Source organism: Antarctobacter heliothermus (genome assembly GCF_002237555.1).
In the GTDB taxonomy this organism is placed as follows: Bacteria; Pseudomonadota; Alphaproteobacteria; order Rhodobacterales; family Rhodobacteraceae; genus Antarctobacter; species Antarctobacter heliothermus_B.
The window spans coordinates 3363899-3376751 of the sequence record NZ_CP022540.1; the positions used below are offsets into that span (position 1 = coordinate 3363899).

Consider the following 12853-nt stretch of genomic DNA (forward strand, 5'->3'; position numbering starts at 1 on the left):
AGCGGTCGCGCGCGTGGGCGCAGGCAGGGGCCGGAATTACATCGCATCAGCAAGGGAACGCGGCGCGGGTCCGGCTGGTTCCCTGTTCCCTGTCGGCAAAAGATCGGAGCCGCCCGGCAGGGGCGGCCCCGTTGGGGTCAGAGACCCATGCAGTTGGCGTAGTAGGTCACCGTGGCGGGCCAGTCAGAGAAGACGCCGATCACGCCCACGTCCTGGGCCACCACGTCCAGCACTTCGAAATAGTCGCCGTCGCGGTCGATGGCTTCGGTCACCGACTGGTAGTACCAGCCGCCGCCTGTTTTCAGCGGGCCGGAGCGTTCCAGCGTCCAGGCGATCAGGTCCAAACCGGCCTCTTTGGCGGCCAGGGCATAGGCGCTTGCGCCAATGTCGCCGTTTTCCTCAACGGTCAGCAGCATGTTCATCGACGGGGCAAGATAGTTGACGCCCTGTTCCTTGAGCGCGGCAAAATCCTGTAGCCAAGTGTCGGCGGACTGTTCGTCAAAGCCATCGGTCCACTCGACCAGATAGACCGCCTGCGCGCCGAACTCCGGCTCTGCTTCGATCCAGTACAGAACATCGTCAAGGTTGAAGGACTGCGGCCAGACGCGGCTGGCGTCGATCCCGGCGTCCTTGTAGGCGTCGATCAGCTTTTGCGCGTAGTCCTGCTGGCTGAACCCGTCAAATGGCATCTCGACCGAGGGGCTTTTGAGTTCCGGGGTGAAGTCCGCGCCAAGGCTGTCGAACAGTTCGATGGACCGGGCGTGGGTCATCAGCGTGGCGTTGTCGACATACAGATCGGTGCGCCAGTCGGCTGTGCCACCCAGATAGGCCTCTGGTGTGGTCGCGCTGCGGTCGGCGGCGTCCATCTTGGGCTTCAGCGTCATGAACTCGGCCAGCGTCAGGTCCGATGTGCGGCACTCTGCGGTGGCGGTCTGGTCGCCCGAGGCCGGGGCGAAGGGTGTGGTGCACTTCTGTCCCAGATCGGTTGCGACGATGTCGGTCGTGGTGTGCAGATCGTTCTGGGCGTGACGGCAGACCAGTTCCTTGTCCGCGGTAAAGGTCACGTCGCATTCGAGGATACCGGCGCCCATGGCGGCGGCAGCGCGGTTCGATTCCTCTGTATGTTCGGGAAACATCAGCGGCGCGCCGCGGTGCCCGATCGAGAATTTGCTCACCTTGGGCGCTTGGGCAACGCAGGACTGCAATTTGTCCTTCAGCGCGCCATCTTCCATCTGAGAGATCAGGTAGGCAGGGCGGACACCATAGGTCAGGCCGGCGTCGTGGGGGGTGGCGTGGCTCTCTGCGAGGGCCGGCGAGGCGACAAGCGCGGCCAGCGACAGGATGCGAAAGGATGACATTGGGAAACCTCCAGTTGAGGAACCCAGTGTGCCACAGAGATCATGACGTGTCAGTGACCGCTCAGTGAAGCCTGAATGACATACAGGTGCGGCTGTCAGGTTTGCGGTGCCGGGTCGGGACGGGCCTGCAGCGCGGGCAGGGCGGACAGAACCGACAGCAGTGCCAGCCCCAAGAGCAGCCACAGCATCCGCGCGGGATCTGCCGACGCGCCGATCAGCGCACCCGAGACCGCTGTCATGGCCGCGGCGCATCCGACCGTGACCGCGCCGGACAGGCCGGCGGCGCTGCCCGCCAGATCCGGGCGCACTGACATGGCCCCCGCCATCCCCGCAGGTGTGCTGATTCCATTGGCGAGGCCAATGACGGGGATCGTCACAAACAGGCTGAGCGCAGACCCCGACCCAAGCCACCAGATCGGCAAGGCGAGCCCCAGCCCTACCAGAGAAATCAAACGCCCGATCAGGACCATATGCGCCGTCTCGAACCGCCCACCGAAACGCCGCGACAAATAGCTGCCACAGACGAATCCGATTGGCGGCAGGCCGATCAGCGCGCCAACCACGCTTTCGGGCAGGTCAAAGACCGCGACCGCCAGAATGGGCGTGGCGGCCAGATAGGCAAAGAAGACGCCCATGCCAAATCCAACGGAAAAGGTGTAGGACCAAAAACCAACATTGCTCAGCAATGCCGGATAGGCCCGGAAATGTGCCGCAAAGCCCCGACCGCGGGTGGAATTGGTCTCTCCAAGGTCGTGCCAACACAGCCAGACCAGCGCCGCCCCGGCGACGAAGAACACCCAGAGCGTCGAGCGCCAGCCCAGCACTTGATCCAGCGTGCCGCCGACCACCGGGGCCAGCATCGGCCCCAGCGCAATGGCCATGCCGATCGTGCCAAGCCGCGAGGTGGCCTCGGACGGGGGAGAGGTGTCGCGCACGATGGCGCGCGACAGCACATTGCCTGCAATGACAGAGGATTGCAGGACACGGAAAACCATGAAGGTGGAGAAATCGGGTGCCAGTACGGTGCCAAGTGAGGCCAGCGTGAAAATCGCCAGCGACCACAGCAGCACCGGACGGCGTCCGTACAGATCGGACAGCGGGCCGATGACCACCTGCAGAACCGCCGTGACCAGCATGAACACGGAGATCGACAGGCTGGCCTGCGCGTAGGTAATCTCAAAGGCCTTTGCCATGTTCGGCAGCGACGGCAGGAACATGTTGACCGACACGATGCCCAGAATGGTGATCAGGACAAGTGTGCTCAGGCGGGGAGGGTGTGTGGGAATGGGGCGCATGGAATCTTTTTCGAAGGATGCCCATGCGATACATGGTTTGCGGGCCGGACAACAGGCCCGCAGACAATCACATAAAGCCGAGTTCCAGCCGTGCCTCGTCGGACATCATTTCCATGCCCCAGGGCGGTTCCCACGTCAGATCGACGTCGACGTGTTTCACCCCCGGCAGCGGCTCGACCGCTTCGGCGACCCAGCCGGGCATCTCACCCGCGACGGGGCAGCCTGGTGCGGTCAGCGTCATGATGATGCGGACCTCGCTCTGGTCGTTGATGTCGACGGTGTAGACCAGTCCAAGGTCATAGATGTTGACCGGTATTTCCGGGTCATAGACAGACCGGCACGCCTCGACGACCGTGTCGTAGAGCGGATGATCAGTGCTGGACGGGGCGATCAAAGGAGCGCCTTCCATCTGCGGGTTCTGCTGCGTCATTGCCGTCCTCGTCTCCGAAAGGTTGACGTTTTATATAGGGATTGCCCAAGGCCGGGTAAAGGCCTCTGGCAGGGTGGGTGTCACTGGGTCGCGGCGGCCGAGGTGGAGCCGGTTGAATAGGTCACCTTGTCCAGGGGAACCTGTTTAGATATCTCCACTCAAGTCTCTCATGCCGGGTAAATGTCCCGCCCGTTGCGGCGGCCAAGCTGGCAAAGATGCGCTCTGTGCCCAGATGCGCGGCGATGTCGACCGCCGACGCCATGAGCGGTCTGACCTACTCTTCGTTCATGCTTTTGATCGAGCGTACCGGCGCAGGGCGGACCTTGGCCTCGATATGTTCATACAGCATTTCGGCGATATTCTTCTTGGTCGCGGTTTCGATTCCTTCGAGGCCGGGGCTGGAATTGACCTCTAGTACCTTGGCGCCGGTGTCCGAGCGCAGCAGGTCCACGCCCGCCAGATTGAGCTTGAACGCCCGCGCCGCGCGCACCGCTGCATCGCGCTCTTCCTTGGTGATCCGGACCACCTTGGCTGAACCGCCGCGATGCAGGTTGGAGCGAAAGTCCCCATCGGCCCCGGTGCGTTTCATGGCCGCGATGACCTTGCCGCCGATCACCAGACAGCGAATGTCTTCACCCGCGGCTTCCTTGACGAAATCCTGCACCAGAAAGTTGGCCTTCAGTCCACGAAAAGCGTCGATGACGGATTCGGCGGCCTTTTTGGTTTCGGCCAGCACGACGCCCTTGCCTTGCGTCGATTCCAGCAGCTTGACGATCATCGGCGCGGTGCCCACCAGCCGCATCAGCGACTGGGTGTCCTTGGGCGAGGCGGCAAAGGCGGTGTTGGGCATGCCGATCTTGTGCCGCGCCATCAACTGATGCGCGTAGAGCTTGTCACGGGAAGCCGAGATACCTTCGGAGCCGTTGACGCAAAAGGTGCCGATGGTCTCAAACTGGCGAATGACGGCCGTGCCGTAGGCCGTGACGGTGGCCCCGATGCGCGGGATCACCGCATCGTAGCGCGGCAGCCGCTTGCCATCGTAGTGCACCTCTGGCGAAAGGGCGTTGATGGCCATGTAACAGCGGGTGGTGTCGATCACCTCGACCGTATGGCCACGCGCCTCGCCCTCTTCGACCATGCGGCGGGTGGAGTAGTTATCCTCACGGCTAAGCACGGCGACACGCAAGCTGCGGTTGGGCGCAGCCTGACGCACCCGTGCTGTGGAATAGACGTCATAGGACAGTTTGGGCTGCTGAAAGCGATCCGTGGCGACGATGGTGATATGATCCTTCAGCGCCTCGCGGCCCAGCAACATGCGTGAGGCCATGGTCGAACGGTCTGTCAGCGTCATTTCGATGCGCCAGCTTTCTTCGCCGACCCGGATGGTCGAGGCGATGACATAGCGCGATTCTGTTTCCCCGTTCGAGGAGGTGACGTTGCGGCGGTCAACAATGCGGGCGGAGCAGGGAATCACCAGATCCTCGCGTCCCGGCACCGGATGCACGGTAAAGCGGACCTTGGGCGACGTGGCCGGGCCGAATGTTTCGATGTCAAAGGCGTGCAGCGCCGAAGTGCGGGCCCCGGTGTCCACCTTGGCCCGCAGTGCAGGAAGGCCGAGATCGGGGAGCGAGACCCATTCTTCCCACCCAAAGCGGATCATGTCGGGGAGCGGATCTTGTTGGTCGTCCATGTGGCCCTCCTCTCAGAGCCATTACAGCCGTACCAAGCCCCCCGCGTGGCAACAAGGCCCCGAGCGCGGTTCCATCACTCGCATCGCACTCGCATCGCGGGGGCGAGGGGCGCACAAGGGGCGTAGATTTGGGTGGCAGAGGTGGCCTGTTCGCGTTCAGGCCGGATGTGTCATCCCGCCGAGGCGACCGTGCTGACAAAATTACGCTTCTGCCAGAGCGGCCATCCCATCATCTGGCTCATGGTGCCAAATTTCAGGCCGCGCGCCGTCAGACCGTCAAAGGTCTGGGGCATGGCGCGGACGGTCCCGCTCTGGATGTCGTGGGTCAGGATCACCGATCCGGGCCGTGAGTGCGACAGGATACGGCTTGCTACGACGCTGGCACCGGGGCGGCGCCAGTCTTGCGGATCGACCGACCACAGGATCGTCGGCAGGCTGCGCGAGCGATACAGCATTTGCCGCTGGCGATGGGTAAAGGCCCCATAAGGCGGGCGGAAGGTGACGGGTGGACGGCCCGTCACCTTGAAAATCGCGTCAGAGGTGCGGTCGATCTGGTTCAGGACATAGCTGTCCGAATAGCCGGCCAGATTGGGATGTGACCAACTGTGGTTGCCAATCTCGTGACCTTCGTCTGCAATCCGCTTGACAATATCCGGCCAGGTGACGACTCTGCGACCAATGAGATAAAACGTGGCGCGCAGACCACGGGCTTTGAGCATATCAAGGAGTCGAGGAGTCAGGGTCGGATGCGGCCCATCATCAAAAGTCATTGCCACCACCGGCGACGCTGTATTGACCGCCGTCACGGTCACCCAGTCCTTGGACACCATGTCCTGCGGCAGGGCGATCTGTGGTGCGGCCCAGAGCGTATCGGGCCGGGACAGGGCAAGAGCAGCAGTGCCGGCGGACAGAAATGTCCGTCGCGAAAAATGTGACATGATACGACCTTGGCATTGGTGGGCGGGCAGACCCTACGACACAAGCCGGGCTGTTAATAAATGGCAAGGCGTTTCCCGATGGCGGGAAATCGCCGATGCGCAGCCGTGTCTTATCGGCAACGAACTGTGGCACGAGAACCTTTGAAAAAATGCGCCAAAAACCGGTCCGAAAGCGCTTGACGGGGCAGGGGCCTGCGCATAGAAAGCCGCTCACGCCACGGCCAAGAGGTCACGGCGGCAGTCAAGCGGTTGTAGCTCAGTTGGTTAGAGTACCGGCCTGTCACGCCGGGGGTCGCGGGTTCGAGCCCCGTCAACCGCGCCAAACTGCCCCGAAACCTAGTGCGCCCGGCGTAAATGCGCGGTTGTAGCTCAGTTGGTTAGAGTACCGGCCTGTCACGCCGGGGGTCGCGGGTTCGAGCCCCGTCAACCGCGCCACTTTCTCTTCGGAGAGATGTTTCCCAAAAAAATGCGACACGGCGCGGAACCTGTCAGGGTTCTGCGTGTTGTCTATTCACACACCGGGGCGTGCGGGACGGAAAGCGTATGGAATACCTGACTGTCCCGTCCCCGGCCGATGAGCGAAAAGAAGAGACCAAAACAAAAAGACGCCCCAAATGGGACGCCTCGACAAAAACGGGTGATGGAGGGGGTCAGCTGCCCCAGCTGCGCACCGGGCCACAGTCCATATGGACAAAGTCCGAACGCGTGTAGCGGCCAACGCCGCCGCCGCCACAGGCCTTGGCGGCACTGTATACTTGGCCAACCGAGCGGGAGGCCAGCCGAAGATCTGCCGCTTGACCGTAAAGGTGGCGCGAATTCTTGGCCACGCCCGAGGAGCGGGCCCGCAGCATCGCGTTTGTCGACGGGCTGCGGTAGCCCGAAATAAGCATGTAAGGCTCAGACACATCCAGCAGGTTGTGCGCTGCAGTCATGATGTCGACTGTCCGCAGGTCGATCGATTTGATTTCATCATTGCGCCAGTCGCGCATGAAATAGTTAACCTCTTTGACCGCGTCGGCGATGTAGTCGCCTTCGATCCAATAGATCATGTCCACCCGTTCTCCGGTGCGGCCAGAATACATGCGGATGCGGCGAACGTCGCCTGCACCGCGCAGAAAACCAGCTGCGTTCGAGTAGGTGGGCGCTGCCGCAACAGCGGTGGCTGCAAATGCGCCAAGAAGTGCGCGGCGTGTCATGCCGCCAGAAGTCATCTCTGTCATGTGAGCGCCTGTCCCGTAGTCGCCGTGTTACCTGTGGGCGCATCGTTGTGCGCCTCCTGCCATCTATCCCCAGATGTCCAGAAGTTTATGGCACGAATCGAGTCCCTCAAAAAGGGCGATTTGTTATGATTTGTAATGATCAAGGGGGAATTGGCGGGATTCTGCCCACCGCTGCCCAACTGTGGCGCGTTTGCGCACTGTCGTCGCGGTTTCGCCACGGTCGACATGCTGGCATAAATGTGAATAGACAGATGCACGGCGCTGTCTGCACTGTAGTATTCGGGAAATGTTCGGGAAATGGTTGGTCTATGAAGGATTTGGGGAAGGATCTGGGAATGCAAATAAGCAGCAAGCAGGCCGTATTGCGGTCCGTTGTGGTGGCCGGTGCCGTCTGGTTCGGCGCGGCGCTGCCACTGGCGGCGCAGGATGGCCTGACGCTCAAGGTCACGGCGTTCAAACAGGCGGTCGCGGAAAGCATCGCCGACAATGACAGTGTGGCCGCGTTTTATCGCACCCGAAATTTTGAGCCGATCTGGACCGGGGCCGGGGATGCGGACCGCGCCCGCAGGCTGGCCCTGATCGAGGCATTCTCGCTGGCCGATGTGCACGGCCTGCCCGCCGACCGGTATAATGCCCAAAGTTTGCTGAGCCGTATGGCGCAGGCGGGTGACGGACGGTCGCGGGGCTTGCTGGAGGTCGAACTGACCCGCACCTTTATCCAGTTTGCCAACGACCTGCAGTCTGGCGTTCTGAATCCCGGCGAGATCATCGACGATATCAAGCGGGACTTGCCGCGTCGCGATCCGCAGATGCTTTTGACCCGGTTGACCAACGAAGACCCGACCGCCGTTTTCCTGAGTCTTGTGCCCAGCAGCCCCGAATACACGCGCCTGATGCGCGCCAAGCTGCGACTGGAACACAAGATCCAGCAAGGCGGCTGGGGACCGACGGTTTCTGCAGGCAGCCTGCGTCCGGGCAATACCGGCAACGCGGTTGTGGCCTTGCGCAATCGTCTGGCCCTGATGGGCTATATGAAGCCGTCGCTCAGCATGACCTATGACAGCGAGATGGAGGCCGCGATTCGTGAATTCCAGGCGGATCACGCGCTGCCGCAGGATGGCGTCGCGGGTGGTGGCACGATGCGCGCCATCAATGTGGCCCCGGAAGAGCGACTGAAGTCCATTATGGTCGCGATGGAACGGGAACGCTGGCTGAATCTGCCCGAAGGTCGGGGCAAACGGCACGTTCTGGTCAATCTGGTGGATTATCATGCCCAGATCATCGACGACGATAAGCTGACCTTTGAGACAAAGTCGGTCATCGGCCATCAGGCCCGCGACCGGCGCACGCCCGAGTTTTCGGACGTGATGGAGCATATGGTCATCAACCCGTACTGGTATGTGCCGCAATCCATCATCCGCGGCGAGTACCTGCCGGCGCTGCGCAGCAACCCTTACGCGCTTGGGCATCTGGAATTCGTGGATTATCGCGGACGCGTGGTCAGCCGGGCCGCCGCAGCCTCCTACGCGGCGTCGGGTGGGGCATTCCCCTACACGGTGCGTCAGCCGCCGGGGCCGAGCAACGCGCTGGGAACGGTCAAATTCATGTTCCCGAACGCCTACGCCATCTATCTGCACGACACGCCGTCGCAGCATCTTTTCTCGCGTGAGGTGCGCACCTTCAGCCACGGCTGCATCCGGCTCGACGATCCGCATGACTTTGCCTATGCGCTGCTGGCCAAGCAGGTGGATGATCCCGAAACCTATTTCCAGACCACGCTGCGGTCTGGTCAGAACACCAAGGTGCCGCTGGAAACGCCGGTGCCGGTGCATCTGATCTATCGCACCGCCTTTACCAAGGCGAAGGGCCAGATGAACTATCGCGACGATGTCTATGGCCGCGATCAAGTCCTGTGGCGCGCCTTGAACGACGTAGGGGTGGCCCTGCGGTCGGGTCGCAGCTAAACCTGCCCCGGACTGAGCCGCGCTTTGTCCGGGAGACCACATGCCTTACACGATCAAAGACATCGCAAACGCCCTCGGCATGACTGCCGAGGGCGATCTTTTGTTGACCGTCAGCGGTCTGGCCGAACCGGCGGATGCCGGGCCAGAGCAACTGGCGCTGGCCTCGCGGCCCGAATACACCGCCGCTCTAGGACAGGGTCGCGCGCGCGCTGCGCTGCTGGCGGCGGGCACCGATTGGCGGGCGCTGGGGCTGGAGGCGGCGATTCTGGCCGACCGCCCGCGCTATGCCATGTCGGGGCTGACCGCGATGATGGACCCCGGTGCGGGCTATGTCCCCGGCATCCATCCCAACACGGTGATCGACCCTTCGGCAGAGCTGGGCGAGGGTGTGTCTGTCGGGCCGTTCACGGTGATCGAGGCAGGCGCAAGGATCGGGGCCGGGTCCGTCATCGGCCCGCAAGCCTATATCGGGCGCGACGTGGTCATCGGTGCAGGCGCGCTGATGCACAGCGGCGTGCGGATCATGGCGCGGGTCCATGTCGGGGACCGGTTTGTGGCCCAGCCCAATGTGGTCATCGGCGGCGACGGGTTTTCCTTTGTCACGCCAGAGGTCTCGGGCGTGGAAAAGGCGCGCGCCTCTTTGGGCGAGGACAACAGCGACACCGAACAGACATGGGCGCGGATTGCCAGCCTTGGCGCGGTGACCATCGGCAACGATGTCGAGATCGGCGCCGGATCAACGGTGGACAAGGGCACCATCCGCGATACGCGGATCGGCGACGGCACCAAGTTGGATAACCTTGTGCAGGTTGGCCACAACGTGGTCATCGGGCGCAACTGTCTGCTCTGTGCCAATGCGGCTGTGGCCGGGTCGACCGTGATCGGCAATAACGTGGTGCTGGGCGGCAAGGTCGGGGTGTCGGACAACCTGCGCATCGGCGATGGCGCGATTCTGGGCGGGGCCACGGTGGCGCTGTCCAACGTACCCGCCGGTCGGGTGATGCTGGGCTATCCAGCCATGAAGATGGAGACTCATGTCGAGGCGTACAAAGGGCTGCGCCGCCTTCCACGGCTGTTCCGCGACGTGGCGGAGATCAAGAAATCGGTTTCAAAGCTCATGGGAAATGACTAAGTGTCCGGCAATTCTGGACAAGCGTGAGGCCATGATCATGGACGTCAGGAAACAGGTTCTTCAGATTATTGCGGATCAGGCGATGCTGGATGTCGCGGATGTGTCAATGGAGAGCACGCCCGAGGATCTGGGCATCGACTCGCTGGGTCTGGTCGAGGCGATCTTTTCCATCGAAGAGCAGTTCGATATCTCGGTGCCGTTCAATGCCAACGATCCGACCGAATCGGATTTCGACATTTCGTCCGTGGCAAAGATTGTCGAAGGCATCGAAAAGCTGATCGCCGAGCAGACATCGTGAAACGCGTCGTCATTACCGGCGCGGGCACGATCAACGCGCTTGGCCAGGACGTCCCCGCCACGTTCGAGGCGATGCGTGAGGGGCGGTGCGGCATCGGGGAACTGGAGTTTCGCGACGTCGAGCGTCTGGCCATCCGCATCGGCGGTCAGGTCAAGGGGTTTGAGCCGGAGACGGTTTTCAACCGTCAGCAGTTGGCGCTGTACGATCGGTTCACCCAGTTCACCCTGCTGGCGGCGCGCGAGGCGGTGGCACAGTCCGGGTTGGAGTTCAAAGGCGATCTTGCCGATTGCTCTGGTGTGGTTCTTGGCACGTCGGGCGGCGGAATGACCACGCTGGATGACAATTACCGCGCGGTCTACGAAGAGGGTAAGAACCGCGTTCACCCCTTTATCGTCCCCAAGCTGATGAACAACGCCGCCACCAGCCATGTGAGCATGGAGTTCAACGTCAAGGGACCGAGTTTCACCGTGGCGACCGCCTGTGCCAGTTCCAACCACGCGATGGGGCAGGCATTCAACATGATCCGTTCGGGGATGTGCACCGCGATGATCACTGGCGGGTCTGAATCGATGTTGTGCTTTGGCGGCGTGAAGGCCTGGGAAGGGCTGCGGGTGATGTCCAAGGATGCCTGCCGTCCGTTTTCGTCCACCCGCAACGGCATGGTGCAGGGCGAGGGCGCGGGGGTCTTTGTCTTTGAGGACTATGACCACGCGCGCGCCCGCGGTGCCGAGATCCTGGGCGAGGTGCTGGGCTTTGCCATGACCTCGGACGCGTCGGACATTGTAATGCCGTCGAAACATGGCGCGGCGCGGGCCATATCGGGCGCTTTGCGCGACGCGCGGGTCGACAAGACGCGGGTGGGGTACATCAACGCGCATGGCACCGGGACGGCCGCCAATGACAAGACCGAGTGCGCCGCTGTGGCGGATGTGTTCGGCACCCATGCGGACGATCTGATGATCTCATCGACCAAGTCGATGCACGGCCATCTGATCGGTGGCACGGGAGCTGTGGAGTTGCTGGCCTGCCTGATGGCGTTGAAGGACGGGGTGATTGCCCCCACCATCGGCTATGAGGAACCGGATCCGGAATGCGCGCTGGACGTGGTGCCGAATGTGGCGCGTGAGGCAGATGTGGATGTGGTGTTGTCGAACGCCTTTGCCTTTGGCGGGTTGAACGCGGTGCTGGTGCTGGGGCGCGCCTGATCTTTCGGTGATCCAATTGTGCGCCTAGCGGCGCGCTGAATGCCTCGACGGGGGCCTTTGGCCACCGTCTCGGAGGCGGGGCGCTGCCCCGTCGCTACGCTCCCCCGGAGTATTTTTACAAAGAAGAAGCCCGGGGTGCGCTTAGTACCCGCGCCAGATCCAGCCGCCGCCAAAGATGCGTGAGCTTTCTGGCGCGTAGAAGACGCAGGCCTGACCTGGGCTGACACCTTCTTCTGCCACCACCAGTTCGACCTCGGCCTCTGTGTCCGAGATCGGGCGCACGATGGCCTCACGCGGGGGGCGGGTGGAGCGGACCCTGACGTTCAGGTGCCATTCCTCTTGCGAAGTAAAGGGAACGTCGCCCAGCCAGTTGATTTCCCGCACAGGAACCGTGCGGGTGGCCAGCAGATCCTTGGGGCCGACGATGACGCGGCGCGTGTCCACATCCAGTTTCACTACATAGAGTGGGTCGGCCAGCCCGCCGATGCCAAGGCCGCGACGTTGGCCAATGGTGTAGTGGATTACGCCGTTGTGTTCCCCCAGAACGCGCCCGTCCACATGCACGATCTCGCCCGGTTCGGCCGACCCGGGGCGCAGTTTTTCGATTACAGCGGCATAATTGCCGTCAGGAACAAAGCAGATGTCCTGACTGTCGGGCTTCATCGCCACGCTGAGCCCGTATTTCGCCGCCAGTGCGCGGGTGTCATCCTTTGACGGCAAGTGGCCTAGCGGAAAGCGCAGGAAGTCCAGTTGCTGCGGCGTGGTGGAGAACAGGAAATAGCTTTGGTCGCGCGAGGCGTCGGCAGCGGAATGCAGTTCAGCGCCCTGTGCGCCATTCATGCGCTGGATGTAGTGGCCGGTGGCCATGCAGTCGGCCTCGAGATCCTTGGCGGTCTCAAGAAGATCTTTGAATTTTACACGTTCATTGCACCGGATGCAGGGCACCGGCGTGGCGCCGCCCAGATAGCTGTCGGCGAATTCGTCGATCACCGCCTCACGGAAGATGTTCTCATAGTCGAGGACGTAGTGCGGAAACCCCATGTCTTCGGCCACGCGGCGGGCATCGTGAATATCGATGCCGGCGCAGCACGCGCCCTTTTTTGCCAGCGCTGCACCGTGATCGTAGAGTTGCAGGGTTACGCCGACGACGTCATAGCCTTCTTCTTTCAGCATTGCGGCCACCACGGAACTGTCAACGCCGCCGGACATGGCGACGACGACGCGGGTTTCGGACGGCGGCTTGGGCAGACCCAGCGAGTTCAGCGGGCGCGTGTCGAGGGGCATGACGACTCTCCTTGGAATGCGCTGAATATAGGAAAATAC

At 62.4% G+C, this 12853-nt stretch carries 11 protein-coding genes and 2 tRNA genes; 6 read left to right on the forward strand and 7 right to left on the reverse strand.

From position 1 onward, the window contains the following. Positions 1–137: 137 nt before the first annotated feature. The 5 genes from ANTHELSMS3_RS16150 to ANTHELSMS3_RS16170 all read right to left on the reverse strand — a co-directional run bounded on the left by ANTHELSMS3_RS16150 (position 138) and on the right by ANTHELSMS3_RS16170 (position 5711). On the reverse strand, positions 138–1358 hold the full coding sequence (locus tag ANTHELSMS3_RS16150) for a glycerophosphodiester phosphodiesterase family protein (protein ID WP_094035771.1): 1221 nt from the start codon (positions 1356–1358) through the stop codon (positions 138–140). Between the two features lie 95 nt (positions 1359–1453). Beyond that, positions 1454–2653: a multidrug effflux MFS transporter gene (locus ANTHELSMS3_RS16155; protein ID WP_094035772.1), complete on the reverse strand. Its 1200-nt coding sequence runs from the start codon at positions 2651–2653 to the stop codon at positions 1454–1456. Between the two features lie 67 nt (positions 2654–2720). After that, the gene (locus ANTHELSMS3_RS16160; RefSeq protein ID WP_094035773.1) at positions 2721–3083 is read right to left on the reverse strand and encodes an SUF system Fe-S cluster assembly protein; all 363 of its coding nucleotides are present in this window, start codon (positions 3081–3083) and stop codon (positions 2721–2723) included. A 274-nt stretch (positions 3084–3357) separates the two neighbouring features. Beyond that, the gene (gene rimK, locus ANTHELSMS3_RS16165; RefSeq protein WP_254694759.1) at positions 3358–4773 is read right to left on the reverse strand and encodes a 30S ribosomal protein S6--L-glutamate ligase; all 1416 of its coding nucleotides are present in this window, start codon (positions 4771–4773) and stop codon (positions 3358–3360) included. Between the two features lie 170 nt (positions 4774–4943). Then, positions 4944–5711: a polysaccharide deacetylase family protein gene (locus ANTHELSMS3_RS16170; RefSeq protein ID WP_094035774.1), complete on the reverse strand. Its 768-nt coding sequence runs from the start codon at positions 5709–5711 to the stop codon at positions 4944–4946. 245 nt (positions 5712–5956) lie between these two features. On the opposite strand from ANTHELSMS3_RS16170, the gene ANTHELSMS3_RS16175 reads away from it, so the two are divergent. Together ANTHELSMS3_RS16175 and ANTHELSMS3_RS16180 are read left to right on the forward strand one after the other, a co-directional pair. Continuing rightward, positions 5957–6033: transfer RNA gene (locus tag ANTHELSMS3_RS16175), tRNA-Asp, on the forward strand. A 36-nt stretch (positions 6034–6069) separates the two neighbouring features. Beyond that, positions 6070–6146, forward strand: a tRNA-Asp gene (locus ANTHELSMS3_RS16180). 215 nt (positions 6147–6361) lie between these two features. Here the strand turns inward: ANTHELSMS3_RS16180 and ANTHELSMS3_RS16185 are convergent. Continuing rightward, positions 6362–6931: a YcbK family protein gene (locus ANTHELSMS3_RS16185; RefSeq protein WP_254694760.1), complete on the reverse strand. Its 570-nt coding sequence runs from the start codon at positions 6929–6931 to the stop codon at positions 6362–6364. Between the two features lie 335 nt (positions 6932–7266). On the opposite strand from ANTHELSMS3_RS16185, the gene ANTHELSMS3_RS16190 reads away from it, so the two are divergent. From ANTHELSMS3_RS16190 to ANTHELSMS3_RS16205, 4 genes are read left to right on the forward strand one after another with little or no spacing between them, the layout of a single operon-like run. Then, positions 7267–8895 (forward strand): L,D-transpeptidase family protein, encoded by a 1629-nt coding sequence (locus ANTHELSMS3_RS16190; RefSeq protein WP_094037181.1) that lies wholly within the window; start codon positions 7267–7269, stop codon positions 8893–8895. Between the two features lie 40 nt (positions 8896–8935). Further along, on the forward strand, positions 8936–10027 hold the full coding sequence (lpxD, locus tag ANTHELSMS3_RS16195) for a UDP-3-O-(3-hydroxymyristoyl)glucosamine N-acyltransferase (protein ID WP_094035775.1): 1092 nt from the start codon (positions 8936–8938) through the stop codon (positions 10025–10027). A gap of 37 nt (positions 10028–10064) precedes the next feature. After that, positions 10065–10325 (forward strand): acyl carrier protein, encoded by a 261-nt coding sequence (locus ANTHELSMS3_RS16200; RefSeq protein ID WP_094037182.1) that lies wholly within the window; start codon positions 10065–10067, stop codon positions 10323–10325. After that, positions 10322–11530 carry a beta-ketoacyl-[acyl-carrier-protein] synthase family protein gene (locus tag ANTHELSMS3_RS16205; protein WP_094035776.1) on the forward strand — a complete coding sequence of 403 codons (1209 nt, stop codon included), beginning with the start codon at positions 10322–10324 and terminating at the stop codon, positions 11528–11530. The genes ANTHELSMS3_RS16200 and ANTHELSMS3_RS16205 overlap by 4 nt, the downstream gene beginning before the upstream one ends. Before the next feature lie 141 nt (positions 11531–11671). On the opposite strand, the gene mnmA is transcribed toward ANTHELSMS3_RS16205, so the two are convergent. Next, positions 11672–12814 (reverse strand): tRNA 2-thiouridine(34) synthase MnmA, encoded by a 1143-nt coding sequence (mnmA, locus tag ANTHELSMS3_RS16210; protein ID WP_094035777.1) that lies wholly within the window; start codon positions 12812–12814, stop codon positions 11672–11674. Positions 12815–12853: the final 39 nt, after the last annotated feature.

Coding starts and splice junctions, on each gene's coding strand:
- ANTHELSMS3_RS16150 (WP_094035771.1), bottom strand. CDS start 1,358: ATGTCATCCTTTCGCATCCTGTCGCTGGCCGCGCTTGTCGCCTCGCCG.
- ANTHELSMS3_RS16185 (WP_254694760.1), bottom strand. CDS start 6,931: ATGACAGAGATGACTTCTGGCGGCATGACACGCCGCGCACTTCTTGGC.
- rimK (WP_254694759.1), bottom strand. CDS start 4,773: ATGGACGACCAACAAGATCCGCTCCCCGACATGATCCGCTTTGGGTGG.
- ANTHELSMS3_RS16170 (WP_094035774.1), bottom strand. CDS start 5,711: ATGTCACATTTTTCGCGACGGACATTTCTGTCCGCCGGCACTGCTGCT.
- ANTHELSMS3_RS16160 (WP_094035773.1), bottom strand. CDS start 3,083: ATGACGCAGCAGAACCCGCAGATGGAAGGCGCTCCTTTGATCGCCCCG.
- lpxD (WP_094035775.1), top strand. CDS start 8,936: ATGCCTTACACGATCAAAGACATCGCAAACGCCCTCGGCATGACTGCC.
- ANTHELSMS3_RS16155 (WP_094035772.1), bottom strand. CDS start 2,653: ATGCGCCCCATTCCCACACACCCTCCCCGCCTGAGCACACTTGTCCTG.
- mnmA (WP_094035777.1), bottom strand. CDS start 12,814: ATGCCCCTCGACACGCGCCCGCTGAACTCGCTGGGTCTGCCCAAGCCG.
- ANTHELSMS3_RS16190 (WP_094037181.1), top strand. CDS start 7,267: ATGCAAATAAGCAGCAAGCAGGCCGTATTGCGGTCCGTTGTGGTGGCC.
- ANTHELSMS3_RS16200 (WP_094037182.1), top strand. CDS start 10,065: ATGGACGTCAGGAAACAGGTTCTTCAGATTATTGCGGATCAGGCGATG.